This window comes from Bacillus sp. FSL E2-8900 (assembly GCF_037966225.1).
GTDB lineage: Bacteria > Bacillota > Bacilli > Bacillales > Bacillaceae_G > Bacillus_A > Bacillus_A cereus.
On the sequence record NZ_CP150193.1, the window covers coordinates 4,561,190 to 4,585,387 of the forward strand.

Sequence of the window (24,198 nt, forward strand, 5' to 3'; positions counted from 1 at the left end):
CTTTCTCCTTTCTATATGCTTGCTATCCGTCTACTTAATTTCGTAGCCGTATACATAGCAATATATATCCACTCGCAACAATCCGACCTACGAAAATGTATCGTTGAAATCCCAATGTCAACAATATAAATCTCATAGAATATTACTATTTTAATTTATCAAAAATAGCATATATATATCGGACACTTATACAAACCTTCACCATTTTTTAACATAGTAAAAAATGCCCTATTGTATAGGTTTATATAACAGTTAAAGGATACATAAAAATCTTAACATACTCCCAAATCTATTTGTACACGAAATAGAAATTTTACCATTTTTTACTTATTTTTTATTTATAATTAAAATTTTCAAAAAAAACTTCACATATAAAAATATGTTATATTAAAACCAAGAACGAATGTTCTTGTTTTAAAGGAGGAATTTTCATGATTAACGAGCCCATTATAATGAAAAAAGAAGCTTTCCAAGCAATCGGCGTTTCAGTTACGACGACTAACGAAAGAGAGGCATCTACTAAAGGAAAAATCCCCGAGCTTTGGAACCGCTACTTCCAAGAACAAATGATGCATCACATCCCAAACCAAAAAACGAAAGCAACATTTGCTTTCTACTCAAACTACGAATCAGATGAAACTGGTACATATACATTCACAATCGGTACGCCCGTTTCTTCATTAGAAGACGTTCCTGAAAATATGACAACTTTAACAATACCTGCTGCTACATATGCGGTATTTACAACGAGAAAGGGACCAGTTGCTGAAGTCTTTTGCGAAGCTTGGGAATATATTTGGCAATGGTCGAAAGAAAATAAACGTGCCTTCACAACAGACTTTGAGCTTTACGATGAAAGAGCATTAGACCCAAATCATGCACAATTGGATATTTATATTGCGTTAGCCTAAAAAAAGATGCCCATTCGGCATCTTTTTTTGTCGTTAAATAGCTACTGGGCAAATTCATTATTATTGTCTACAATGAGAAAGTGCAGTATAGAAATATTAGAAACTGTATAAAGTGAAACTATAATCAGTGGGGGTATCTCCCATTAAGTATTAGCCCTCACCAATCGGGCGTTTACTGGTTTTTTAGTTTAAATTTGTCACATAGAAAGGAAGCAATATGGAGGAACTACAACAAAATAAAACTGCTTTAGAAGAAAGCGGAAAACCGTTATTAAAAAATACGAATTTCCTTTTTCTTTGGGCAGCTACTCTTTTTTCAAGCTTTGCTTTAGCCTTTTTTACTTTTTCACAAACGTGGTACATAGCAAAAACGTTAAACCTTGAAGCTTCACTCGGTGTTGTTTTCGTAGCCCTTAGTGTTCCAAGGCTTATTTTTATGATTGTCGGCGGCGCTGTAGCTGATAAATTCCCGAAAAAAAATATTATGTTTTACTCCAATATCATTCGAGCGATTCTTGTCGCAACCATTCTCACATGGTTTATCGTTGGTGATGTAACGCTATATACATTTGCTTTATTCGCTTTATTCTTTGGACTTGCTGATGCTTTCTTCTGGTCAGCAGATGGATCTATCTTACCGGAATTGGTAGAAAAAAGCCGGTTAACACAAGCGAATTCACTTACACAAATGACGAACCAAGCATCGGTCATCTTAGGCCCTGTACTTGGCGGAATTCTCATTAAATTTACGAACTATGAGACAATCTTTTCCATTACGATTTTATTACTGATTGTCGCTGCCATACTCGTTCAAAAAATACAATTTACGATGCCAGAACAAAAAGATACAGATAAAGGTATGTTCACTTCCATTAAAGAAGGAATCTTATATGTAAAGGAATCGCCATTCCTTTCAACTTTCCTTATTTGTAGCGCTTTTTTAAACTTATTTTTAATCGGTCCGATGCAAGTTGGTTTCCCGCTTTTTGTTAAAAACGTGCTGCATGGTGATTCGCTCCAGTTTAGTTACTTAGAGGCATCTGTAGGCGGTGGAATGGCAATCGGTGCTATCATTGTCGGTTTAAAAAATATTAATCGTAGACGCGGTCTATTTTGTATTATCATGATGCTATTGTCTGGTATATTCTTCTTAGCCATCAACTTTAGTACCGTACTTTGGCAAGCACTATTAGCTGGCATGTTTTACGGTATTACAATCGCAATGGCGATTGTACCGCTTATGGCAATGATTCAATCGACAGTCAAAGAAGAAATGATGGGACGCGTAATGAGTTTACTTATGCTATCATCAATGGGCTTTATCCCGCTCTCTTATGCATTCACATCCATTGCACTTGCAATAGGAATTCCAATCGTAACCGTTATGAAAAGTGGTGCAATAGCTGTTATCGTCTTCGTACTATTTGTAGCGATTCGTGTTCCAGTTGTAAGGAAGTTCGATTAACTAATTAGAGTCATGTATTATACACATGGCTCTTTTTTGAATGGATCAAATAGTGATATTCCCTTACTTCTCCTTAATGCTGCTCCCCATTCTAATCCCACCTCTAAAAATAAATCTCGTACTGTACTATATAAAAGTGCCTTCACATTTTTACGGATTTCCCCATATTTATAAGCTCTCACAACACTCTTCACTCGCCAAATGAAATTTCCATACACTTCTTCATCAGCTAATATTTGCTCTAGTAAAACACCTTGTTCTAGTAACCCGCTCTTTTTATATGCAAGTTCCACCTTACTCCAAAATATATTAATTTTCTTCGGATTACTCGTCATCGGCAGAAGTGCGTATATAAAAGGCTTCGGTATATCATGACGGCAATACGTCTCATCAAGCTCGTACGTTATTTTTCTTTTCTCTTTTATTTGTGGAATGTTTTTAGAAAGAATTGTTTCCCTCTCGTTTTTTTGCTCCTTTCCGCTACAGCCAGCTGTATAATCCTCACTTTCACATGCGGACATTTTCATACGGTCATCCATGCGGTCAATTGCAGATATAAGAAAAATATATAAGTTCGCACTATACCCGCCGCGCTTATGTCTTTCTTTTGTTGCAACACGCTTTATAATTCCTAGTTCCTCTAACTTTGCAATTGAACGGCGTACTGTACGAATACTCTTTCCAACATTCTTCGCAATCGTCTCCATTAACGGACAGGCGACCCCTACTGTTTTTTGTTTCTCATTCACCGCATATTTTCCTAAAAAATGAATAATGGTAGCATCTGTTTTATTCAATTGAAATCGATAGCAATTCAAAACTTGTTTTTGATATGTATTAAACTCTTCTTTACTTCGAAATTCACTATATGGTTTCATTAAATTATATAAGCTTCCCATTTATATCACCTCATTTATAAGTAAGAGGCAGGAAGAGAATTTGGCGTGATAGTTAATATTTTTTTAATGGAGATGAAAATATGATCGTAATTAGCGCTTGTTTAGGTGGTATAGCTTGTCGATATGACGGGAATGACAATCTCGTTTTAAAAATAGAGGAGCTACTACAAAAAGAAGATACAGTCCTCATTTGTCCTGAAGTATTAGGAGGACTGCCAACACCTCGTCCTTCCGCTGAAATTATTGGCGGGAATGGCGACGACGTTTTGGACGGAAAAGCGAAAGTGATGACAAAAGATGGTGAAGATGTCACAGAAGCTTTTGTAAATGGTGCTTATAAAGCATTAGAACAAATTAAAGATTTACACCCAGAATATATTATTTTAAAAGAACGTAGTCCATCTTGTGGCAGTTCTACGATTTACACTGGTGAATTTAACGGTAATAAGCAAACTGGTTACGGGGTATCTACTGCTTTATTTAAAAGACATGGCTTTAAAGTCATTTCAGAAGAGGATTTTGAAAATCAAAAAAGGAATTGACCCTGTGCGTCAATTCCTTTTTATCTGTCTTATTTCACACTTAATTTTTCTTTCACTTTCGCAGGAAGCTCGTCTTTTTTCACTTCTTCCCAAGCTGTTACACCTTTTTTATCTGAATTGTATACGCGTAAGAATGCATCTTTACGAAGATTTTTTGGAGCTGTGAATTCTAATTCTTTTACTTCTCCACCTTTATCGAATCCTTTTAATTTATACTCGAAATATTTATGTGGCTCTCCGTTATCAAACTTCTCATTTTTTTCAATTCCATCAGTTGTAATTTGAACGTAGTACTCATCTTTACCCATACGGTTTAAATCACAACCAACTAACAAGCTTGCGAATACAACTAAAATACTAAATAGTGCAATGTATTTTTTCATTTCCTTCACCTCATATGTTTTTTCTTATATTCTTATCTTAAAGCCCAGAGCTTAAAGAAGAAATTCAAAAACATGACATGAACATTACACTTTTGTAAGATAATAATTATTTCTTCACTTTAGAAATCGTCATTCCATCATCAATTGGAACGAGTACAGATTGTAAATGCGGGTCGATTTCTATCATTTCATTAAACTTCTGTATAACGTTTTTGTTTCGCACGCTTATCAGCTACACTACCGCCAATAACGTCTTTCACGCCAATTTTCCCACTTATCACGTAATTTCCTTATACCGTTTATTACGCCTTCTATTATGCATTCCATTATAATATTTATCACAAGGTATCTTATACATCTAAAAATAGAACCTATAACATACCTCAATACAAATTCAAAAACATCTTCCAGCATATATCCCCCTCTTTCTATCCTTCCATTATAACTAGAAAAAGAGAACTTAAAGCTCAAATAAATGATAAAGAAATTAGAAGTCAATAGATGAAAAAGGATTTCTAAATGATGAATTGAATATATATTTATTGTTCTCTAACTTTTGAACGAAAGTTTTTTACATATGTTTCATTCTGTCCTAATTTAAAGTTTTCGAGAGGAGAAATGATATGAACTCTATTTTATTAGATGTTCCGTTACAAATAGAAACAGACAGACTCATTCTTCGAGCACCACTTCAAGCTGGTGAAGGGGATATAGTACAACAAGCTATTAAAGATTCCATTAATGAATTAAAGCAATGGTTGTCTTTATTTCAGTCCATTCCTACTGTTGAAGAAACGGAAATTCTTCTGAGAAATGCACATATAGATTTTTTGAAAAGAGAAAGCTTTCGCTATCTTATCTATCATAAAGAGACGAATGATTTTGTTGGAACAGCTAGCCTTCATCGAATTGATTGGAAGGTTTCTAAATGTGAAATTGGATACTGGATTAACACGCAATTTAGTGGCAGTGGATATATGACAGAAACAGTAAGTGCGTTAACAAACCTTGGATTTCAGTTATTCAAATTTAGAAGGATTGAAATACGATGTGAATGTAATAACACGAAAAGTCGTGCACTCCCTGAAAAACTAGGCTTTGAACTTGAAGGGATATTACGTAATGAAGATTTTTCAGCTGACGGCAAACAACTAACTGATACTTGCATCTATGCAAAAATAAAGTGAAATATTGATTAGCCTTGGTAATCGGGCTTTTACGGCAAAAGAAAAGACCTTTCTAACGATTTTATTCTATCGCTGAAAAGGTCTTTCTCTATTTCTGCTAAAAACTTAGCACTCTTCTGGCTTACCAGCATTCGATGCTGTACGGAAAGATGATCCACATCCGCATGATGCGATTGCGTTTGGATTGTCGATTGTGAATCCGCCGCCAAGCATAGATTGTTTATAGTCAATTTTTACTCCTTTAACAATTGGAGCACTTTCTTTATCGATAACAAATTCAACACCGAAAAACTCAAGAACTGTGTCGTCTTCTTTTGGTTCTACTTCAAACCCTAAGCCGTAAGAAAGACCGCTACATCCGCCGCCGTGTACAGCAAGGCGCACATACTTCTCTCCATCTTCAGCATCTTTTAACATATCTTTAATTTGAAAAGCTGCTTGTTCTGTTACTTCAATCATGAAATACACCTTCCTTTCTGTTCTTAGTCCATTATACATCTTTACGCTTCTATCTTGTACTCATACACTCCGCGGCAAATTACTTCCGCAGGTCCTTTCATCAACACGTTTCCTTCTTCAGTCCACGCAATCATTAAATCGCCACCAGCTAAATGGACTGTAATTTCCTTACCACGTTCCATCTTTCCATTTAAAATAGCAGCTACAACTGCAGCGCACGCCCCTGTTCCGCAAGCTTGCGTTACACCAGACCCACGTTCCCAAACGCGGAAGTTCATCTCGTCATCATTCAAAATTTCGATAAACTCAACATTTACTCGCTCTGGAAACATTTCATGTGTCTCGAGAACTGGTCCAAGTGTTGTAAGAGGTGCTTTTTCTACATCATCAACAAAAATAACCGCATGTGGATTTCCCATTGAAACAGCTGTAAATGCATAACGATGATTATTGTATAAGAAGTTTTCACGAATAAATGGTGTTTCACCTTCACCAAGCATCGGTATTTCTGCACGTGTTAGACGCGGTGCTCCCATATCGATTTTCGCTAATGTCACGACACCATCTTCTACTGTTACTTCAGCCGTTACAATACCAGCCAACGTTTCAATTGTAAAAACTGTTTCTTCTACTAGTTTATGCTCATACGCATATTTCGCTACGCAGCGTAAACCGTTACCACAGCTCTTTCCTTCAGAACCATCATTATTAAACATGCGCATTTTCACCGGAGCTACGTCTGAAGGGCAAATTAAAATCATCCCGTCTGCTCCAATACCAGTATTAATATTTGAAACCTTTTCGGCCACAAGGGCTAAATCTTCTTCAGGAATTTGCTCTTCAAACATATTTACATATATATAACTATTGCCAAGACCATGCATTTTTGTAAAAGAAAATTGGCTCATTTATATTCACTCCAAAAATAATTTGTTATGTTAAGTATAAAATGCATGCTTTTAGAACACAATATGAATGTCCCCCGTTTCTCATATTTGACAACGTTTGGCGATGAGCCACTCTTACACAATTTATGTAAGAAAAAAGCCCTTCTAAAAAGGGCCTTTTTTTATTTATCCTACTATTTTCGATTGGGGAAGACTAATACTGAGTATTAGTCTTCCCCACGAAATAAAGTTTTATCTAATGAAAAAGGTGCTGCTAATTCGCAACACCTTAAAACATTGGATTTTCATCCAAATACTCATATACATTATTAACAAGCTCTTCTACTGTTGCACCTTGTACAACTTCACCATTTACAAGTGCAAACGGTCCTTCAAAACAAATACCACAATATCCTAGACAACCATACTCCATTACATCTAAATTCGGATCTTTTTCTAATTTTTCTAGAGCTGCTTGTGAACCACTTGCAAGGTTACCTACACAAAATTCAATTAATGGTTTAATCAAAATTCTCCCCCCTGTACTACAAAACAAATTACCTTTTCACTTTATCTATAAGAAGAAAACTAAGCTGTTTCTTGTTGTTTTCGTTACACAGTCTAAACTATTTAGTTACTTCATTACTTCACTTCAAAGTAGATGATTTCTTCTATATAACATGCTACTTCCAATGAAATAGTAACTACAAAGGAAAAACAGTTTATTTTACTTTTCTTCTTATTGTACAACAGAGTATTCATTCATGCATTGTTATTTGTTCACAAATTCGATATAATTTGATTGAGTAAAGTCAAAATATTTTATTAATATAAAATTTTATGATTAGGGGATATTTCAACAGAAAAGGGGTAATCCATCATGAAACACCTCGTAATACTAGGTGGCGGCTACGGTGGAATGAGAATTCTGCAAAGGCTACTTCCAAGCAACCAACTTCCAGATGATGTACAAGTGACATTAATCGACAAAGTACCATATCATTGCTTCAAAACTGAATATTATGCATTAGTTGCGGGTACTATTTCAGAAACGCATATTCGTATACCGTTTCCTGAACACCCACGCCTCAATATTCAATACGGCACAGTAACAAATATTGACCTCGAAGAAAAAGCTGTTCATCTCGATGGCGGCGAAGCAATCCAATATGATGACTTAATTATCGGACTTGGCTGTGAAGATAAATATCATAACGTTCCTGGGGCTAGGGAATATACACATAGTCTACAATCAATTGAACAAACACGTAAAACATATGAACAATTAAATAGTCTAGAACCAAATGCAACAGTAGCTGTTGTTGGTGCTGGCTTAAGTGGCGTTGAAGTAGCAAGTGAACTTCGTGAAAGCCGTTCTGATTTAAAAATCTATTTATTTGATCGAAAAGATAGAATTTTATTCCCATATCCAGAGAAATTAAGTAGATATGTAGAAGAATGGTTTGTAAAGCATAAAGTTAACATTATACGAAACTCTAACATTACAAAAGTAGAACCAAATATTGTGTACAACCACGATGAACCACTTGAATGTGATGCAATCGTCTGGACAGCTGGTATTCAAGCAAATGAAGTTGTTCGAAACCTTCCAGTTGAACAAGATGGTAGCGGACGGGTTGTCTTAACGAAATATCACAATATTCCAAACAATGAGCACGTGTATGTTGTAGGAGATTGCGCAGCACTTCCACATGCACCATCTGCCCAACTTGCTGAAGGTCAAGGAGAACAAATTGTCCAAATATTATTAAAACGTTGGAATAATGAACCACTCCCGGATGAACTACCTGTTATTAAATTAAAAGGTGTTCTAGGATCTCTTGGTAAGAAGCATGGATTCGGTTTACTCGCAAACCAACCATTAATGGGACGTGTACCGAGATTATTAAAATCTGGTCTTCTTTGGATGTACAAATATCATAAAGGTTAATACTTTACAGGCTGTCTACTATGTAGGCAGCCTCTTTGCATCAGTTTTTAAAAATTATCAGACACATCTTTCTCAATATTTATAATGATTTATTTTTCATTTTTATATTAAAAAATATTGATAAACATTGTATGCTATTTGTAAGTTGTTTTATTATTTCCTTGAAGACCGAATTCATTCGGTCTTATTTTTTATGTGATAAATACTTTTGTAGGAGGCATTACATTCCACTTATGAACTTATCGAAACTAAACAATCGAATAGAAGCGAAAAAGAAAGAGTTAATCTATCTCGTTGAACGATACGGATTGACTCATGATAAAGTGATTTCTTTCAGCCAAGAATTAGATCGTTTACTTAACTTATTAATAAAACTCAAGACGAAGAAAAAACGTTGCTCTTTATAACCGTTATCTTCTCTTTTTTGATACGATATAACTAGAATCAGAAAGGAGCGATTTATGTTTATATTAAAAAACGTTATATATAAAGATATACTATACATTCCTTATTTACAGATTCAAAAAGAAAAGATTACTTGCATTATCGGTGAAAGCGGAAGCGGAAAAAGCACGTTGCTTCGCATGTTAAACGATTTACAATCTCCAACATCCGGCACAATTGAATATAACGGAAAATTAATTTCTGATTATCACCCTATTCAATTACGTCGTGACGTAGTTATGCTTGGGCAAACTCCACCTATTTTTGATGGAACCGTTAAAGACAACCTATTAATGGGACTTCGTCTTTCTGAAAAACCATTTCCAAATGATGATGCCCTGCGGAGTGCATTACAAACCGTTAGCTTAGACAAGCAATTAGAAAATAGCGCCTCCTCACTATCTGGCGGTGAAAAACAAAGACTTGCCTTTGCACGTATCGTACTTATGGATCCGCCTGTCTATTTATTAGATGAACCTACTTCAGCATTAGACAGTGATACAGAACGCCGCGTTATGAAACAATTTACTGAACTAGCACGAAAAAAGAAAAAAACAATTATCTTCATCACACACTCACAACAACTTCCAGAAGAAATTGCAGACGACATTATTGAGATTAGTAAAGCAAACGGTGCAACTAGAAAGGAAGTGCTCTCTGTTGAAGGGCGTTATTGAACTCCAAATTTGGCAACTTGCAGCTGCCTATATTTTCATTCTTATTTTAATTGGACTTGTAAAATTAAAAGGAATACCTCGCGAAAAACAAATCGCGCTCGCAACATTCCGTATGACGATTCAGCTCGTACTTGTTGCATATGTCCTTACATACGTATTTGAAAACAGTAATCCATTTTATACAATTGCTCTCATTACTTCTATTACTACCTTTGCAATTTTTAATATTTATAAACGAGTTAACATCCCAATGTCTAAAGAATTAAAACGAATAGCCGCCCTTTCCATGGTCGCCGGGTCAATTGGGCCACTTCTACTATTTATCTTTGTTATTATCGGACATGATCCGTGGTATGCTCCGCAATATATCGTCCCTATTACAGGAATGTTAGTTGGGAATGCCATGACTGGCGTTTCTCTCGGCGCAAATACGTTCTTAAACAATATGAAATCGCAAAGAGGTCAAATTGAAGGTGCACTTATGCTCGGCGCAACACCGAAAGAAGCAGCTGCTCCGCTCATTCGAGACGCTTTTGACTCTGCTATTTTACCGACAATCAATTCTATGGTCGGAATGGGGATTATAAGCTTACCAGGCATGATGACTGGTCAAATATTATCCGGTGTATCACCATTCACAGCCATTCAATATCAAATCGCCATCATACTCGGTATTTCTGGAAGTACTGCCTTTGCTGTCATTATCTTTTTACAGCTTGGATATAAAACGTTCTTTAATAAGCGATGTCAATTGAAAGAAATTGACTATGGTGCACGGTGAATCGTGCGTAGTTCACGATGAATGAAATTATATTAACGATTTTTTCAATATATCTATCATAACTTGCAATATATCAACGATTTTTCAAATATATCTATCATAACTCAGAATATATCAACGATTTTGTACGAAATATCGATTTACCGACAAAAAGTGACATAATAAAAAGAGGAGGCTATTCGCCTCCTCTTCTATTTACTTACGCCTTCTTAACGAACTGTGATTTTAACTTCATAGCTCCGAAGCCGTCGATTTTGCAATCGATATCGTGATCGCCATCAACTAGACGGATACTCTTTACTTTCGTACCGATCTTCACAACTGAAGAAGTTCCTTTTACTTTTAAATCTTTAATAACAGTAACTGCATCGCCGTCTTGAAGAACGTTTCCGTTCGCATCTTTTACAACTTTCGCACCATCATTATTTTCAGCTTCTGCTTCTTGGCCCCACTCATGAGCACATTCTGGACATACGAAAAGAACGCCATCCTCATACGTATATTCTGAATTACATTTTGGACAATTTGGTAAAGTAGCCATAAATTCATTTCCTCCGTTCATTATTTATACGTAAAAATCAAAATTGATGTTTACATCTCGATAAATAAAATTTGTATAGCATTTCTTTATAGTGCCATAGTCTCACGTTATTGACAAGCCTACCTCAAATTCTCATTTTTTATTGTATTTTACAAAATTTCAATTTGTATGCCGTTTTTCTATTTGCTCTTCTACTAATTTTAAAAATCTTCGTTGTGCATTTTTATTTTTTACAAGCAATCGAACTCTTAGCTTACTTTGTAAATATGAGCGAACTTTGTAGTTCGTAATAAATAACTTTCGATACTTTTCGTCTTCATATATCATTCGAAACCATTCATACTGCTGCAAGTAACGTATGTTAGCATCAATCTTTTTCGTGTGTAAACCCGTACTTAAACTAATCGATCCTATTAGAGCTTCTATTAATGCTGAAATTATTTCTCTCCCCCCTAATAAACAAAAGAAGAACCTTCACAAGATTCTTCTTTTCAAAATGAACGAGTTCCCTCTAGAAACCCAAATTATTTTCTTCAATGTAAATTTGATATTCTTCCACTTCTTCTTCACTTAACTTCTTATTATTTTCATATACCTCTTGCCACTCGAAATCATCTTCATCGAAATAAACAGCAAATTTAATTTTCACGTTTTTCTTCTCTGTATAATCATAACCAGTAAACTCTACTACGTCATAATCTTTTTCTTTCTTCACAAACTTCCAAGTTGGATTATCAGTCATAATCTCTAAAGTAACCCCTTCTCCACTTGAACGAACAACGTTTTTAATATTCGGCTCAGTTGGTAAAAAGGACAGCCCGAACGCAGCTAATCCATACACAATCCCGACTATAATCTGTAAACCAATCATACCAGCAATACTCACGCCGCCCTTTGATTGTAAGAAATACGCCTTCTCATGATCAGACGCATCTTCTCCCTTACGAAAAACACGAACAGCCTGCTTATAATATAAACGGTTTCCTTGCCATCCAGTAAATATCATCATTCCTAATTGAAGAGCTAAACTAAATGTTACATAAATCCCATCTGGAATATCTATAAAAGGGGGTATAACTATACTAGGTATAGCCAATAACGCAAATATAATAAATAACTTATACATTTTACGATAAGCTAACCAAAAAGTTGGGAAGAAAAAGGCTACCCAATTCCATGTATTCCCTTGCGCTGGATTTTCTACTTTACCCCACTTAAAGTCATAATAAGCTGTATTCTTTTGAACAACTTTATGTAATTCTTGTGGAGAAATCGTTTCTTGTAAAACCGTGTCCTTCACGTACATCATCCTTTTCTTATTTCTATATACATTTATTGTATATGGACAAAATGAAGGAATCTAACAAAAAGTACACATATTTCATAAAAGTGAACGGAAATCGAATATATTCCGACAATTATCCGTTTCTTATTTCATTTTACTTTTAAATATATTAAAATAATCGTGTATCATACCTTTAATACACTAAGTTAATTATTTTATATATTCACTAAAAAGGATGCATCAAAATCATTTTTATACATCCTTTTTAGTGAATATATACTACTATTTTAAAACAAACATCTCGACTTAAGAGCGCTCACAAATTAGCCTTCTACTATTTCAAACATATTTCCACTTACACAACTAATGAATAGTCCATTATTACCTTCCTCAATTGATACAATAAAATCTATTACAACAACATTTTTAGGGAGTTTAATTATATCTTTTACTTCACCACATTCAGCATCAAGTATTATCAATTCTAAATTTGAAGTTGCAATGTAAATTTCTCCATCTTTATATAACAGAACCTCTGTAATATCATGTAGAGTAGTATTGTTCCAAAGCACTTTACCTGTTTGAATATTAATACCACAAATTCTGCCTTCTCCTAAGGACAATACCATCATCTCTCCGATAAGAAATGGAGGCAATTCAATTTCAAAAGACATATTTACTTCATATAACTTTTGACCGCTCTTATGAATATGACGAAGAATAAGCCTGGCTCTAAAAAGGAGCAAGATTTTATTACAAATTTACACGCCACTTTAAAACCACTCGGCTTTAAGAAAAAAAGACATACATTTTTCAAAGCTGAAAACGGATTTTATAAGCTCATTAACATACAAAAAAGCCAGTTTGGAGATGATTTTTATATAAATATAGGAGTTCACCCTATCGGTCTCCCGCAGCTTATTACGAACCAATTACAAATAAAAGAAAACATTTCAATATTCGCTTGCATTCTACAAACAAGAATAGAGCCTATACATATCAAACAGAACCAGCTATTGCACAATGTTTCACATGAAACTATCAACATTCCGAATTACCTTTCTACTATTTTCGACTGGTTTCAAACGTGGGCATCTTATGAAAATTCAGTGGAAATAAATATACATTCCATTACTCCGGTACTAGCTGTCGTTCCAATATTAGAAGAAAAAGCGTTTCTACTTCTTACCTGTTTTTCTTTCTACAAATTAAAACAGTACGAACAAGCTAATCGCTACTTACAGCAATATTTACATTGCACCGTGCATCTGAATACCGAGGAAAAAGAGCCCATATTCTTTCACGAAGTTGATATGTATATGAAAAAACTAGTAGAAAGTACAATGTAATTTCACATTGTACTTTCTACTAGTGCTTTATATTCCTCTTGTAACTTTTTAAATCGTTCTTCATACTTTTGCATCTTCACAGTATCCGTTTTTGAATTAAGGACTGGCCTTCTTCTCCCAGTCACCATTATATTTTTCCCATCTATTGCATCGTTCATATATACGTAAGGTTTAAAAGACTCGCATACCGTATATGGCAATGCTACAGAGAGTTTTGCATACTCTTCCACTTTAAATTGATTAGATAAGCTTAACTCCTTTAAATTTTTCAATTGCATTAACGGTTCTAATGAATCATCTTTAACCTTTAAATTCATCAAAGTAAGCTTTTGCAACTGCTGTAATTCAGCGAGTGGTTTTAAAGTTTGTACTTTCATCGCTGTATTTATTCCACCACCCATATAGAAGGTATTGAGTTGTGTGCACTTACTTAAAGCACTTAAATCTTCTAACTTAGAAAAATCATCAATTAGTAAGGATTTGAGTTTTTTATTATAATCAATATCCCATAACGTCTTCGCTTTTGTATTCCAGCACATATACAACTGTTGTAAATTGGACAATTTCTGAAGGCTACTTAAATCCTCGACCCTCATTTTGTAAACGTATAATATATCGGGACAAACATACGTAAGAATATGATCAAACTGCTTTTGATTTACTGTGAACACCCATAATTTTTTAACTTTCAAAGATGCTAGTCGTTCTATATTTTTTGTTTTCCCCTCAATCGCTACTTCTTCTAAATCACCAGCTATACTTGCTAAGTCTTTCATAATCTTCGGCTGATCACCAATCGGAAACATGTTATCCCCCCTACAACTCCCAAGTAATATTCATTTCTTCAAATGAGTCCTTACTAACTTCCAATCCTTCGCTATCTTCCGTTCCAATCATTGCTACTTCTTCTTTAGACAACTTAATTTCCTCATTTGGCCTTTGGATTTTTTTCTCATACACGAGTTGTAAAAGCTCTATTTGTTCCTCTGTCAGTTCATACTCTTCTTCTAGTCTTTCCATTGCTGATTCTGTATCAAGTAATGGAATTTCTAATAAGAATCCGCCGTGCTCTTCCATCTCTTCAAATGAATCAATTGAATACGCACCGCTATCCTCAATCCAAAATGCAGTTGTACTAAAAGGAACTGTTTCGCCTTCTACTTCTTCTAATACGTATTGAAGTGCTTCTTCTTTCGCAATATCTATTACTTCCGAAGGTGCCCCTTCAAAATAATTTTTCGCATCAATCCACTCATCAATTCTCTCGCTATTCACATCTTGAAGACATACAATCGTGTAATTCGGATGAAACGTAATTGTCCCTTGTCCCCCTTGGCTATCTTGCATACTATAGTTAAATCCATCCCATGAACTTTCATGTGAGAAATCTGGACAATGCGCTACATTAATTGCATGGGCAATCGAATTTAAAACGCAGCCTTTCCATAGTTGTTCTTTATCTATATGTAATTTATATTTACTCATCATCTTCCCCCATGCGCATATTTTTTTCTATTATCTTTCCTCTACACAATGCTTGTAAATACTTTTCTATCTACTACAAAATAAAAAAGACAATACACCCCACTGTATTGTCCATTTTCTTCCCTACCATTTCTCTCTACACGTCTCAATTAAATGCAGTAAATACCTCTTCGTCATATCTGCTCTTCTCCACCTTGAGAGCATTCGCGTTTCTTTTGGATTGTGCCGTATTCTCGCTACTTCTTTTAATAAGAGCTCCCACTCTTCCGCTGAACGTTCTGACAAGTATTGCAACCCTCTATCTTTTGAAACGATTGTTTTATGATCTAGTGTATATAAAATACGTCCCATCGTAACGACAGCTGATTCTACCCACTCTTCTATAAAAAATAAATATGGCTTCTTCGCCTTTTCACTCCAGTACTGTTCTACGTTATATTTCATTGTATTTACTACATCATTCCATTGTATTTGCAGCGGAAGATCTTCTGCTTCTTTTCCTGTAACTGTAATGCCTTGATTTTTCAACGTCCACCATGTGACCGCATTAATGTCCCAATGACCAACATTAGCTTTACCGTCTGCACAATACACGTACTCGTTCATTTCATCATTGTATTTCCCTAAGTCAGCAAGCGGAATATACATACCGTCCATTCTTTTACCTAGCGTATTGTCACTAAGTTTCTTATGTAGTTCCACAAGCTGCTGTTTTTCAGCTTCATTCACGGAATCATTTATCACTGTAACAAAATCAACATCGCTCGTTTCCTTATGAAATGCACCTAGTGCGATAGATCCGTAAATATATACCCCGACTATTTTTTCATCCAAAAAAATTTCTTTTAATTCTACTGTGTACCGCTCCATTAACCGTTGTACTTCCGTTGGTAACGCATGCTTCACTCCATTTTTCATATCTATCCCTCCAATAAAAAAGCCTTTGCAAATTCGCAAAGACTTCTTGTTTTATAAATATTTCTCGATTTCTTCGTAAACATCCTTCAAACGAGGATTTCCTTCTCCAACAATTTCTCCATTTACAAGAACGACCGGATAAAATAAATCTTCTTCCACTACGCGCTCTGCGAATGCTTTTTTATCCGCATCTTCTTGTTCTTCTTGGAAATCAATATACTCGAAATTAAATTTATTTTCTTGTCCTTCATATTTACGACCAATTGCCGCTTGTAACCATTCAAACGTTTCTGTTGAAGATGGCATTCCGACGCAGCTCGCACAAATTACTTTCGTCCCATACACTTGAACATTAACCATTTCTTCTCCCCCACTTCTTGTTCCAACAGTATATTCAGATGTCTTATTACATAAGCACATCATTTTACAAACTTATTCCATACCCCTATACTGAAAAAACACGATACAATATTTCGACAATAAAACAAGAAGAGAAAAAATAGATTTTCCCCTCTATCTTGATTATAATAAAACTGATGAAAGGAGTCGATAAAAATGGAAAACCCACATATGCAAGAACAAGTATTAGAAGTATTAGATAAATTACGTCCATTCTTACTTCGCGATGGCGGAGACGTTGAATTAGTAGACATTGAAGAAGGTATCGTAAAACTACGCCTTATGGGTGCATGCGGAAGCTGCCCAAGTTCTACAATCACACTAAAAGCTGGTATCGAGCGCGCGTTACTTGAAGAAGTACCAGGCGTTATCGAAGTAGAACAAGTATTTTAATCTAAAAGCGGAAGCGGCTCGTTCAAAGTCACTTGCTAAAAGGAGACCAAATTTGGTCTCCTTTTTTTATTCAAATCACATTTATCCGTTAACATCATAAAACAAAATTGGAAATCCTTCTCAAAAAATGCGATAATTAATACTATATAGTGAATCGTTCACACATATACAGTAAAAAAACATAGGGGGACGACAGATGCCAAAAATGGGGAACACTTTTGTAACAATTCAAGAACTAGAAAAGAAAAAAGAGTATTTATTAGGCCTTTCATCCGTTATACCAACATGGAATACAAGCTATCAATTTTTATTTAAAGAAATCCAGCAAGAATTATTGGGTAAAGTAAATGAAAAGCTCGAAAGGCATCAATTCGTTTTAAATATATGTACAGATCAGCAGGTAGGGGCATAATGTATTACATAAAATTGTGGTATATAAAAAAGAGACCTCACTCGGTCTCTTTTTTATATTTTTAAGATAACCAATCTAATTTTCTAATCCCGAGCTTATCTACTGGTAAACGAAGTGAGCCATAAAAGTGCTTCATAAATTGCTCTGAGCGGTTTACATCGTGTAAAATGGCTTCTAAGCGATCTCTATATATGCTTTTTTGTTCTTCGTTTCCAGTTTGGTAATATCGTTCGACCGTTTCAAAATAGTGAAGCGGGAACAGGAGCCTTGCAAATAATAAACGCCAACCAAATGAGGACAGCGAGTAATTCCGTTCATAATCTGTAACAAATTGAACGATTGTTTGATCCCAGTCTTTCTTTTTTTCAATCATCATATAGCGAATCCATTCTGCTATATCTCGAGTTGGGTGATCATACACCCAATCAAAAGGAAGTTTGAGACGCTTCGTTTGATGCCATAATAAAGGTGTGAATCGTTCTTGGCAAATTGTCGCTGCATCCGTTAGTTGCGGCGTATCATCCATTTCTGTATCAACAACATATTGAATGGCATTTTCTGCAACTCCTAAGTAATACGGGAAGGATTCAATAAACAATTGATCGAATACGTCTGTAGGGTGGTTCATCACTTGTGATTGCCAAAACTTTTCTAACTGATCGAGTCTCTTTTCCCATAACGCTTTCCATTCACCAATGCGGCTTAATTGCTCGATTTCTTCTGGAAAGAATGCACCTCGTTTATGGAATATAGAAAGTTCACTTCCTAATGACGTAGCATGTCGTTCTAACGCTCGCATACCTTTTAATAAGCAGTAATTTTGTTCTTCTATCTCACTTACATAGTAGCCGTGTATAGTTGGAACGAAAGTCGCTACAGTTATATCCCCTTGCTGGTTCATATAGTCACTGAGCTTTTTCATCTCTACAAGTACTTCTTCCTCCATTTCTCCAATTGGAACAAGTACATAAATTTTGTTGCGAATCCAAAAGCTTTTATAGGGGCCAAGGGGGATTAATTCTTTAACATGCATGTGATAATGCTCATAAATATGCTGAATCATCGCAGTCGCCACCTATGGTTTTTCTTTATATATATGAGCTTGTGCTCGCCTTTCATTCCTATGCACAGGATAAAGCAACGAAACGTATACAAATACTAAAAAGAAAAAAAGGTGATAAACATGAAAGAATCAAATCAACTACAAGAAAGAGCATTACAACTATTACAAGAACGTGGTGTAACAATTGACGATATTGCTGAACTTGTTCATTTTCTTCAAAAAAAATATCATCCAAATTTAGAGATGTCAGAATGCCGTTACAATGTAGAACGTGTACTATCAAAACGGGAAGTACAAAACGCACTGATTACTGGTATCGAACTCGATGTCCTTGCTGAAAAGGGAATGCTAAGTGAACCGTTACAAGATATTGTAAAACGTGATGAAGGCTTATACGGAATTGATGAAGTTATCGCACTTTCTATCGTAAACGTGTACGGCTCTATCGGTTTCACGAACTTTGGATATATTGATAAATTAAAACCTGGTATTTTAGAATACTTAAATGATAAATCAACTGGAAAAGTGCACACATTCCTTGACGATATCGTTGGCGGAATTGCTGCCGCAGCTTCAAGCCGTTTAGCGCACCGAGCTGAGCACTCAGAATAATAATGTTTTCTAGGCCGTCAGTTTCATGCTGATGGCCTTTCGTATTCCATAAGCATAAATTCTCTTCCGCGACTCAAAAAAATAGTCCCTTGTTTAAATCCGATATTTTTATATACCGTAATCGCTCTTGTATTAAATGTTGCTACGCTTAATCGAAACATTTTTGCATTAAACTCTTTCGTGGCAAACGCTATTCCAGCTTGGAAGAATTCTTTCCCTATTCCCTTCCCAGTTAACGCCGGCTTCATGCCAAGTCCGATATCAATCACATCTTCTCCACCATATAAATTAGCATCTCTTCCACCTGGCACTTGTGCATTTCCTCCAAAACAAAAATAACCGATGAGGTCTCCTTGATCGTCACAACAGCCATAATACGTTCCATCTAATAGCTCTTCTATTACTTCTTTCTCGCCTGAAAAACTATATAAACTATAAGGTTCCTCGTACGTCCAAGTATTTATCTCATTTGCTTCTTCCTCTGTTAACTTATGTATATCCACTTTCTCTTTCCCTCTATTATATTTCTATTAACAATATTCGATATTCATCTTATAATTCATCTTATAATTCATCTTATAATTCATCTTTCTCAATATATTTTTTAATTTCTCGCTTTATTTTTATGGAAGATTTTTCTTATTATGTTACGATTAAACAGAATCATTACAAATAAGGTGGTGACAATTTGAATTACTTTTCTTATCTCTCCTCGGAAGAACGGCAAAATTTTTTCTATAAAGAACCCCTTAGTTTTTCAAAAAATATAGGGAAAGAACAACTAGCTTACGCACTAGGTGCCACACTATATACTCCCGGCACGAAAGAAACGATTGCGGAAGATATAATTAGAAAGAAACATGTGGATGCTACCTCAATTATTCTTTGTCTAGAGGACGCTATCAGCGATGAGGAGGTAAAACTTGCAGAGCAAAACATCGTCGTTCAAATACAGCAAATCGCTAACTTAGTCAGTGCCAACATACTAAATCAAGCAGACATCCCACTCCTTTTTATTAGAGTTCGACAGCCAAGTCAAATGAAGAAAATTGTTACTGAATTAGGTAGTGCCGTTCATTGTTTATGTGGTTTTGTCTTTCCAAAATTCACACCGATTAACGGAAAGACTTATATCGATCAGCTTGCATATATAAACGAGTTATACTCATTATCGCTATATGGCATGCCGATTTTAGAATCACCCGAAATTATGTATAAGGAAACACGGGCAGAATCATTATTACAAATAAAGGATTTACTAGATTCTTATCACGATTACATCTTAAATGTACGTATTGGTGCTACTGATTTTTCAAGTATATTTAGTATTCGGCGTAATAAATACACACCTATCTATCATATTACTGTTGTCCGTGATTGTATTTCAGACATTATTAACGTTTTCTCAAGGGCAACAAATGAATATATTATTTCAGGATGTGTATGGGAATATTTTTCTAATGATCATGAAGAAGGGCTTATTCAAGAGGTATCACTTGACCATGCAAATGGCTTAATCGGAAAGACAGTTATTCACCCATCTCATATTAAAGTTGTACAGGCAATGCACATTGTCACAATGGAAGATTATTTAGATGCGAGATTAATTTTACAAAATGCAGATACGTATAATGGAGTGCTAAAAAGCAGTTTTTCTAACAAAATGAATGAAGTAAAACCTCATTATGGGTGGGCTCGCAAAACCATTTTAAAATCTAATATTTACGGGGTGCTACATGAAAACAAACAATTCACCGATCTCCTTATTACAAACGCAAAGCAACACGTATAACGTTTTAAATACTATACAAGTTCATGTAGAAGTACGTGATAATCCATATAATTTAGCGCTAGACAATCTTTTTCAAATGGCTGCGAGAATAAATAAGAAACGTAGTTTTTTATTTGTGAGTACAATCCTTGGAAAGCATCTTCCTATTAAACCTACAGTCTCTCTATCAAGTGGAGTTGCTCTCGCTGCAAGATATATGGAAATACTACATAATATTTCTCATCCATTTCAAAAAGAAATTTTAAATCTCATTTCATTAGAAATTGATGAAATCCCAGAGGAAGTATTTCGTTATCAATATCCTCTGCAAGAAGAAGTTTTGTTCATCGGATTCGCTGAAACAGCGACATCACTTGGTCATTCTATGTTTCAATGCTTTCAAAATGCAAAGTATGTACATACAACTAGGGAATCGATACCCCACCTAGAATCTGTCATTACATTTGAGGAAGAACATTCTCATGCAACATCACACCGTTGTTATGTAGATGAAAGCTTTTTTCAAAACAACAATCCAATTGTTCTCGTAGATGATGAGATGACAACAGGAAAAACAGCATTAAATATTATTAGATCTATTCAAAATAAATTCCCACGAGAAGAATATATAATTGCTTCTTTATTAGACTGGCGTTCTCATACTAATAGAAAACAATTTAAACAATTAGAAGAAGAACTTCAAATTAAGGTTCATGTTATTTCTTTATTAGAAGGCAGTATTCATACAACTGGCCAACCATTAAATATTGCAAAAAAAGAGATTCAAATTGAAGAAACAAAACCTGATTTCAAAAAACATACCCTTACCTGCCTAAAATCACCCTATACATCAAATTATATAAAATATACTGGGCGATTTGGCATTTCAGCATATGAACAAAAGCACATTCATTCTTTCGCCCAAGAAGCAGGAAAAACTTTAAAAAGAGAAAGAATGGGAAAACGAACACTCTGTCTCGGAACGGGTGAATTTATGTATATCCCAATGAAAATTGCTGCTGAAATGGGTGAAAATATTTTATATCAATCTACAACAAGAAGCCCTATCCATCCTGTTTCAAATGATGTGAACTATGCCATTCATAATCATTTCTCATATCCAAGTCCTGAAGATTCTACTATTACAAATTACTTTTATAATATTTCACCTCATGATTACGATGAAGTATTTGTTTTTATTGAGCGTGATTTAGGAGAAGAAGCCCTGTTTCCTCTTCTACAGCAGTTACAAACAGTTATTCCTTTTATTCATATCGTCTCATTTTCAAATAGCATAGAAAAGGAAGGTTGATAATTATGGTAAAATTAAATTCTCATATTAGTAGTTACAATCCAAATGATGCTATTTTTCTATTAAAAGATATTAGTGATTTAATGAAAGAAAGTTCCACGGAAACTAGAGAACAAGCAATTCAAGCTGGCACACATTATTCCGAAATGTTACCAATGGAATATAAACCCTCTAAAGCGTATATGGATTTATTCTTTTCTTCCCTGCAACAATACAAACACAAACTAGCCATCGCTGTTGGAGTTGTCGCCGAACAGATTATACAAACTAAAGGAACTAACCTTGTCCTCGTTTCATTAGCTCGTGCTGGTACACCTATTGGCATTCTTATCAAACGCTACATACGCTATCAATACGACCTTGATGTACCTCACTATTGTATTTCTATTGTTCGCGGACGCGGTATTGATGAAAATGCACTCCATTTTATTTTGGAACATCACCCTAAAGAAACAATTCAATTCATTGATGGGTGGACTGGAAAAGGTGCAATAAAAAAAGAATTAGAATATGCCGTACACACATTTAACGAACGAAATAATACACACATTTCTCATTGTATGGCTGTGCTTGCTGATCCCGGTTACTGTACTTCAATTTACGGTACACGTGAAGATTTTCTTATTCCTAGCGCTTGCTTAAATGCAACAGTCTCTGGACTAATTAGCCGCACTGTACTAAATGACACCTATATCGGTCCAAATGATTTTCATGGTGTTAAATATTATAAAGAGCTAGAACAAGAAGACTTATCAAATTTCTTCGTTGATGAGGTAACAGAGTTATTCCCTTCTGTTCATTCTCATATAGATAATCAATTACGTTATATTACTTCAACTTACACTGATCCCTCTTGGCAAGGATTAAAAGATATACAGTCTATCCAAAATCACTTTGAAATTGACGATATTAACTTAATTAAACCAGGAGTCGGTGAAACAACTCGTGTATTACTCCGGAGAATACCGTGGAAAATTTTAATACGTAAGCAAAACAATCCCGATTTAAAGCATATTTTACTTCTCGCTAAAGAAAAGAATGTCCCAATTGAAATCTATGAGAATATGGCTTATTCATGTTGCGGGCTCATTAAGCCTCTTAGGAAGGAAACAATATGATTTTCGCCAGTGATCTTGATCAGACGCTTATTTATTCCCGGAAATCGTTTCGTGCCCCTATAGAAGATAAATCAATTCAACTCATTGAAACTTTAGATGGGAAAGAAATTTCTTTCATATCACATAAAACCATTTCACTACTAAAAAAATTACAACTGCACTCACATTTCATCCCAGTTACAACAAGAACTATTAAGCAGTTTCAGCGTATTGCTTTATTCCAAAACGAAATCATTCCCGAATACGCCATTACAAGTAACGGCGGCAATATCCTTCATAACGGGAAACAAGATGGTACTTGGAACAGGAAAGTAAAAGAAAGACTATCGGTTGAATGTATAGAGAGAAACGACATACTAAAGGAATTTGGACAAATAGCTCATAAGGATTGGGTTATATCGCAAAAAACAGCTGATGATCTATTCCATTATTGCATTATTAAACGGGAGAACATTCCTTATGATGAATTATCATCCTTCACTTCCTGGTTAGACAAACAAGGCTGGAATCATTCACTTCAAGGTAGAAAGCTATACTTTGTACCAAAACCAATTAATAAATGGGACGCCGTGCAATATATAAAAGAAATTTTGCAAATAGATACGATTATTACAGCTGGGGATTCTTTACTTGATTTATGCATGCTTGAAAAGGCGAACCATGCCTTCGCACCACTTCATGGTGAGTTAGGGGCAATGCATGATAACTTACAACCCCATATTTTAAAAACAGACGCAATCGGCATATATGCCGCAGAAGAAATCGTAAATAAATCACTTCAAATTATTCACAGTTCATTACCTACCTCATGATCATCATATGCACAATTGCATACGCACCGCGGTTAAACAGATGGTACAATTTATTTGAATCGCTGTTGCTACACTTCTTGATTAGAGAAAAGGCGTTAACACGGAAATTAGCGTCTTATCAACCTCAAGCAATTGGCACATT

General features: G+C 35.1%; 30 protein-coding genes and 2 pseudogenes. 16 read left to right on the forward strand and 16 right to left on the reverse strand.

Annotated elements, in window-relative coordinates:
- Positions 1-431: 431 nt before the first annotated feature.
- Positions 432-911 carry a GyrI-like domain-containing protein gene (locus NST90_RS23435; RefSeq protein ID WP_231009325.1) on the forward strand — a complete coding sequence of 160 codons (480 nt, stop codon included), beginning with the start codon at positions 432-434 and terminating at the stop codon, positions 909-911.
- A 217-nt stretch (positions 912-1,128) separates the two neighbouring features.
- Positions 1,129-2,376, forward strand: a complete 1,248-nt coding sequence (locus tag NST90_RS23440; RefSeq protein WP_006925887.1) for an MFS transporter — start codon at positions 1,129-1,131, stop codon at positions 2,374-2,376.
- Positions 2,377-2,393: 17 nt separating this feature from the next.
- On the opposite strand, the gene NST90_RS23445 is transcribed toward NST90_RS23440, so the two are convergent.
- A complete protein-coding gene (locus NST90_RS23445; protein WP_000535280.1) occupies positions 2,394-3,275 on the reverse strand; it encodes a helix-turn-helix domain-containing protein in 882 nt (293 codons plus the stop codon).
- An 80-nt stretch (positions 3,276-3,355) separates the two neighbouring features.
- Between NST90_RS23445 and NST90_RS23450 the strand changes: the two genes are divergently transcribed.
- Positions 3,356-3,817 (forward strand): DUF523 domain-containing protein, encoded by a 462-nt coding sequence (locus tag NST90_RS23450; protein WP_283748272.1) that lies wholly within the window; start codon positions 3,356-3,358, stop codon positions 3,815-3,817.
- 29 nt (positions 3,818-3,846) lie between these two features.
- Here the strand turns inward: NST90_RS23450 and NST90_RS23455 are convergent, their stop codons facing one another.
- Positions 3,847-4,200: a YxeA family protein gene (locus NST90_RS23455; RefSeq protein WP_000759860.1), complete on the reverse strand. Its 354-nt coding sequence runs from the start codon at positions 4,198-4,200 to the stop codon at positions 3,847-3,849.
- Between the two features lie 106 nt (positions 4,201-4,306).
- Positions 4,307-4,481 (reverse strand): annotated as a pseudogene (locus NST90_RS23460) (methyltransferase).
- A gap of 342 nt (positions 4,482-4,823) precedes the next feature.
- On the opposite strand from NST90_RS23460, the gene NST90_RS23465 reads away from it, so the two are divergent.
- Positions 4,824-5,387, forward strand: a complete 564-nt coding sequence (locus NST90_RS23465) for a GNAT family N-acetyltransferase (RefSeq protein ID WP_001084691.1) — start codon at positions 4,824-4,826, stop codon at positions 5,385-5,387.
- A gap of 105 nt (positions 5,388-5,492) precedes the next feature.
- Here the strand turns inward: NST90_RS23465 and NST90_RS23470 are convergent, their stop codons facing one another.
- The 3 genes from NST90_RS23470 to NST90_RS23480 form a co-directional block, all read right to left on the reverse strand.
- Positions 5,493-5,846, reverse strand: coding sequence for an iron-sulfur cluster assembly accessory protein (locus tag NST90_RS23470; RefSeq protein WP_000573821.1), 354 nt, complete (start codon positions 5,844-5,846; stop codon positions 5,493-5,495).
- A 41-nt stretch (positions 5,847-5,887) separates the two neighbouring features.
- A complete protein-coding gene (gene dapF, locus NST90_RS23475; RefSeq protein ID WP_000077396.1) occupies positions 5,888-6,754 on the reverse strand; it encodes a diaminopimelate epimerase in 867 nt (288 codons plus the stop codon).
- 268 nt (positions 6,755-7,022) lie between these two features.
- Positions 7,023-7,262 (reverse strand): YuzB family protein, encoded by a 240-nt coding sequence (locus tag NST90_RS23480; protein WP_000595026.1) that lies wholly within the window; start codon positions 7,260-7,262, stop codon positions 7,023-7,025.
- Positions 7,263-7,613: 351 nt separating this feature from the next.
- Between NST90_RS23480 and NST90_RS23485 the strand changes: the two genes are divergently transcribed.
- The 4 genes from NST90_RS23485 (at position 7,614) to fetB (ending at position 10,586) form a co-directional block, all read left to right on the forward strand.
- Positions 7,614-8,684, forward strand: a complete 1,071-nt coding sequence (locus tag NST90_RS23485; protein ID WP_000682079.1) for an NAD(P)/FAD-dependent oxidoreductase — start codon at positions 7,614-7,616, stop codon at positions 8,682-8,684.
- A gap of 233 nt (positions 8,685-8,917) precedes the next feature.
- Entirely contained in the window at positions 8,918-9,091 is a 174-nt protein-coding gene (locus NST90_RS23490; RefSeq protein ID WP_001054091.1) for an aspartyl-phosphate phosphatase Spo0E family protein, read from the forward strand.
- Between the two features lie 54 nt (positions 9,092-9,145).
- Positions 9,146-9,805 (forward strand): ABC transporter ATP-binding protein, encoded by a 660-nt coding sequence (locus tag NST90_RS23495; RefSeq protein ID WP_000470316.1) that lies wholly within the window; start codon positions 9,146-9,148, stop codon positions 9,803-9,805.
- Positions 9,789-10,586, forward strand: coding sequence for an iron export ABC transporter permease subunit FetB (gene fetB / locus NST90_RS23500; RefSeq protein ID WP_025709848.1), 798 nt, complete (start codon positions 9,789-9,791; stop codon positions 10,584-10,586). The genes NST90_RS23495 and fetB overlap by 17 nt, the downstream gene beginning before the upstream one ends.
- 199 nt (positions 10,587-10,785) lie before the next feature.
- Here fetB and phnA read toward each other — a convergent pair whose 3' ends face one another.
- The 4 genes and pseudogenes from phnA to NST90_RS23520 all read right to left on the reverse strand — a co-directional run.
- Positions 10,786-11,127: an alkylphosphonate utilization operon protein PhnA gene (phnA, locus tag NST90_RS23505; RefSeq protein ID WP_000212737.1), complete on the reverse strand. Its 342-nt coding sequence runs from the start codon at positions 11,125-11,127 to the stop codon at positions 10,786-10,788.
- A gap of 159 nt (positions 11,128-11,286) precedes the next feature.
- Complete coding sequence (locus tag NST90_RS23510; RefSeq protein WP_033687535.1) at positions 11,287-11,568, reverse strand: hypothetical protein; 282 nt, start codon at positions 11,566-11,568, stop codon at positions 11,287-11,289.
- 70 nt (positions 11,569-11,638) lie between these two features.
- Positions 11,639-12,436 carry a DUF2628 domain-containing protein gene (locus NST90_RS23515; RefSeq protein WP_114555937.1) on the reverse strand — a complete coding sequence of 266 codons (798 nt, stop codon included), beginning with the start codon at positions 12,434-12,436 and terminating at the stop codon, positions 11,639-11,641.
- 299 nt (positions 12,437-12,735) lie between these two features.
- Positions 12,736-13,119: pseudogene (locus tag NST90_RS23520) on the reverse strand (PQQ-binding-like beta-propeller repeat protein); the annotation flags it as partial.
- 3 nt (positions 13,120-13,122) lie between these two features.
- Here NST90_RS23520 and NST90_RS23525 point away from each other — a divergent pair.
- Positions 13,123-13,761, forward strand: coding sequence for a DUF4304 domain-containing protein (locus NST90_RS23525; RefSeq protein ID WP_069604585.1), 639 nt, complete (start codon positions 13,123-13,125; stop codon positions 13,759-13,761).
- A 2-nt stretch (positions 13,762-13,763) separates the two neighbouring features.
- Here the strand turns inward: NST90_RS23525 and NST90_RS23530 are convergent, their stop codons facing one another.
- From NST90_RS23530 to NST90_RS23545, 4 genes are all read right to left on the reverse strand, one after another.
- Positions 13,764-14,567, reverse strand: coding sequence for a hypothetical protein (locus NST90_RS23530; RefSeq protein ID WP_000483946.1), 804 nt, complete (start codon positions 14,565-14,567; stop codon positions 13,764-13,766).
- Positions 14,568-14,577: 10 nt separating this feature from the next.
- Positions 14,578-15,246 (reverse strand): hypothetical protein, encoded by a 669-nt coding sequence (locus tag NST90_RS23535; protein WP_283748273.1) that lies wholly within the window; start codon positions 15,244-15,246, stop codon positions 14,578-14,580.
- A gap of 123 nt (positions 15,247-15,369) precedes the next feature.
- Positions 15,370-16,164, reverse strand: a complete 795-nt coding sequence (locus tag NST90_RS23540; protein ID WP_025709851.1) for a nucleotidyltransferase domain-containing protein — start codon at positions 16,162-16,164, stop codon at positions 15,370-15,372.
- Between the two features lie 51 nt (positions 16,165-16,215).
- Positions 16,216-16,524: a YuzD family protein gene (locus NST90_RS23545; RefSeq protein WP_000248588.1), complete on the reverse strand. Its 309-nt coding sequence runs from the start codon at positions 16,522-16,524 to the stop codon at positions 16,216-16,218.
- A gap of 195 nt (positions 16,525-16,719) precedes the next feature.
- Here NST90_RS23545 and NST90_RS23550 point away from each other — a divergent pair, with 195 nt between their 5' ends.
- Entirely contained in the window at positions 16,720-16,956 is a 237-nt protein-coding gene (locus NST90_RS23550; protein WP_000431159.1) for a NifU family protein, read from the forward strand.
- A gap of 196 nt (positions 16,957-17,152) precedes the next feature.
- Positions 17,153-17,368 carry a hypothetical protein gene (locus NST90_RS23555; RefSeq protein ID WP_001125507.1) on the forward strand — a complete coding sequence of 72 codons (216 nt, stop codon included), beginning with the start codon at positions 17,153-17,155 and terminating at the stop codon, positions 17,366-17,368.
- Positions 17,369-17,429: 61 nt separating this feature from the next.
- Here NST90_RS23555 and yutH read toward each other — a convergent pair whose 3' ends face one another.
- Positions 17,430-18,431 (reverse strand): spore coat putative kinase YutH, encoded by a 1,002-nt coding sequence (yutH, locus tag NST90_RS23560; RefSeq protein ID WP_000614215.1) that lies wholly within the window; start codon positions 18,429-18,431, stop codon positions 17,430-17,432.
- Positions 18,432-18,551: 120 nt separating this feature from the next.
- Here yutH and NST90_RS23565 point away from each other — a divergent pair, with 120 nt between their 5' ends.
- Positions 18,552-19,043, forward strand: a complete 492-nt coding sequence (locus NST90_RS23565; RefSeq protein WP_000665103.1) for a phosphatidylglycerophosphatase A — start codon at positions 18,552-18,554, stop codon at positions 19,041-19,043.
- 23 nt (positions 19,044-19,066) lie between these two features.
- Here the strand turns inward: NST90_RS23565 and NST90_RS23570 are convergent, their stop codons facing one another.
- A complete protein-coding gene (locus NST90_RS23570) occupies positions 19,067-19,546 on the reverse strand; it encodes a GNAT family protein (protein WP_000351151.1) in 480 nt (159 codons plus the stop codon).
- 185 nt (positions 19,547-19,731) lie between these two features.
- On the opposite strand from NST90_RS23570, the gene NST90_RS23575 reads away from it, so the two are divergent.
- Genes NST90_RS23575 through NST90_RS23590 form a run of 4 tightly spaced genes read left to right on the forward strand, consistent with a single transcriptional unit; the run spans position 19,732 to position 24,056 of the window.
- Complete coding sequence (locus NST90_RS23575) at positions 19,732-20,835, forward strand: HpcH/HpaI aldolase/citrate lyase family protein (RefSeq protein ID WP_046393063.1); 1,104 nt, start codon at positions 19,732-19,734, stop codon at positions 20,833-20,835.
- Positions 20,780-22,126 carry a phosphoribosyltransferase family protein gene (locus NST90_RS23580; RefSeq protein ID WP_046393064.1) on the forward strand — a complete coding sequence of 449 codons (1,347 nt, stop codon included), beginning with the start codon at positions 20,780-20,782 and terminating at the stop codon, positions 22,124-22,126. Before NST90_RS23575 ends, NST90_RS23580 begins: the two co-directional genes overlap by 56 nt.
- Before the next feature lie 5 nt (positions 22,127-22,131).
- Positions 22,132-23,244, forward strand: coding sequence for a cysteine protease StiP family protein (locus tag NST90_RS23585; protein WP_025709846.1), 1,113 nt, complete (start codon positions 22,132-22,134; stop codon positions 23,242-23,244).
- Entirely contained in the window at positions 23,241-24,056 is an 816-nt protein-coding gene (locus tag NST90_RS23590) for an HAD hydrolase family protein (protein WP_025709845.1), read from the forward strand. Before NST90_RS23585 ends, NST90_RS23590 begins: the two co-directional genes overlap by 4 nt.
- Positions 24,057-24,198 lie beyond the last annotated feature (142 nt).

What these genes read in the sequence shown, in the direction of transcription:
- NST90_RS23465 (WP_001084691.1), top strand. Translation starts at nt 4,824, where the DNA reads ATGAACTCTATTTTATTAGATGTTCCGTTACAAATAGAAACAGACAGA.
- NST90_RS23555 (WP_001125507.1), top strand. Translation starts at nt 17,153, where the DNA reads ATGCCAAAAATGGGGAACACTTTTGTAACAATTCAAGAACTAGAAAAG.
- NST90_RS23450 (WP_283748272.1), top strand. Translation starts at nt 3,356, where the DNA reads ATGATCGTAATTAGCGCTTGTTTAGGTGGTATAGCTTGTCGATATGAC.
- NST90_RS23455 (WP_000759860.1), bottom strand. Translation starts at nt 4,200, where the DNA reads ATGAAAAAATACATTGCACTATTTAGTATTTTAGTTGTATTCGCAAGC.
- NST90_RS23440 (WP_006925887.1), top strand. Translation starts at nt 1,129, where the DNA reads ATGGAGGAACTACAACAAAATAAAACTGCTTTAGAAGAAAGCGGAAAA.
- NST90_RS23535 (WP_283748273.1), bottom strand. Translation starts at nt 15,246, where the DNA reads ATGAGTAAATATAAATTACATATAGATAAAGAACAACTATGGAAAGGC.
- dapF (WP_000077396.1), bottom strand. Translation starts at nt 6,754, where the DNA reads ATGAGCCAATTTTCTTTTACAAAAATGCATGGTCTTGGCAATAGTTAT.
- NST90_RS23490 (WP_001054091.1), top strand. Translation starts at nt 8,918, where the DNA reads ATGAACTTATCGAAACTAAACAATCGAATAGAAGCGAAAAAGAAAGAG.
- NST90_RS23590 (WP_025709845.1), top strand. Translation starts at nt 23,241, where the DNA reads ATGATTTTCGCCAGTGATCTTGATCAGACGCTTATTTATTCCCGGAAA.
- NST90_RS23550 (WP_000431159.1), top strand. Translation starts at nt 16,720, where the DNA reads ATGGAAAACCCACATATGCAAGAACAAGTATTAGAAGTATTAGATAAA.
- NST90_RS23485 (WP_000682079.1), top strand. Translation starts at nt 7,614, where the DNA reads ATGAAACACCTCGTAATACTAGGTGGCGGCTACGGTGGAATGAGAATT.
- NST90_RS23580 (WP_046393064.1), top strand. Translation starts at nt 20,780, where the DNA reads ATGAAAACAAACAATTCACCGATCTCCTTATTACAAACGCAAAGCAAC.
- NST90_RS23515 (WP_114555937.1), bottom strand. Translation starts at nt 12,436, where the DNA reads ATGATGTACGTGAAGGACACGGTTTTACAAGAAACGATTTCTCCACAA.
- NST90_RS23585 (WP_025709846.1), top strand. Translation starts at nt 22,132, where the DNA reads ATGGTAAAATTAAATTCTCATATTAGTAGTTACAATCCAAATGATGCT.
- yutH (WP_000614215.1), bottom strand. Translation starts at nt 18,431, where the DNA reads ATGATTCAGCATATTTATGAGCATTATCACATGCATGTTAAAGAATTA.
- NST90_RS23540 (WP_025709851.1), bottom strand. Translation starts at nt 16,164, where the DNA reads ATGAAAAATGGAGTGAAGCATGCGTTACCAACGGAAGTACAACGGTTA.
- NST90_RS23565 (WP_000665103.1), top strand. Translation starts at nt 18,552, where the DNA reads ATGAAAGAATCAAATCAACTACAAGAAAGAGCATTACAACTATTACAA.
- NST90_RS23435 (WP_231009325.1), top strand. Translation starts at nt 432, where the DNA reads ATGATTAACGAGCCCATTATAATGAAAAAAGAAGCTTTCCAAGCAATC.
- NST90_RS23525 (WP_069604585.1), top strand. Translation starts at nt 13,123, where the DNA reads ATGACGAAGAATAAGCCTGGCTCTAAAAAGGAGCAAGATTTTATTACA.
- NST90_RS23445 (WP_000535280.1), bottom strand. Translation starts at nt 3,275, where the DNA reads ATGGGAAGCTTATATAATTTAATGAAACCATATAGTGAATTTCGAAGT.
- NST90_RS23470 (WP_000573821.1), bottom strand. Translation starts at nt 5,846, where the DNA reads ATGATTGAAGTAACAGAACAAGCAGCTTTTCAAATTAAAGATATGTTA.
- NST90_RS23495 (WP_000470316.1), top strand. Translation starts at nt 9,146, where the DNA reads ATGTTTATATTAAAAAACGTTATATATAAAGATATACTATACATTCCT.
- phnA (WP_000212737.1), bottom strand. Translation starts at nt 11,127, where the DNA reads ATGGCTACTTTACCAAATTGTCCAAAATGTAATTCAGAATATACGTAT.
- NST90_RS23545 (WP_000248588.1), bottom strand. Translation starts at nt 16,524, where the DNA reads ATGGTTAATGTTCAAGTGTATGGGACGAAAGTAATTTGTGCGAGCTGC.
- NST90_RS23530 (WP_000483946.1), bottom strand. Translation starts at nt 14,567, where the DNA reads ATGTTTCCGATTGGTGATCAGCCGAAGATTATGAAAGACTTAGCAAGT.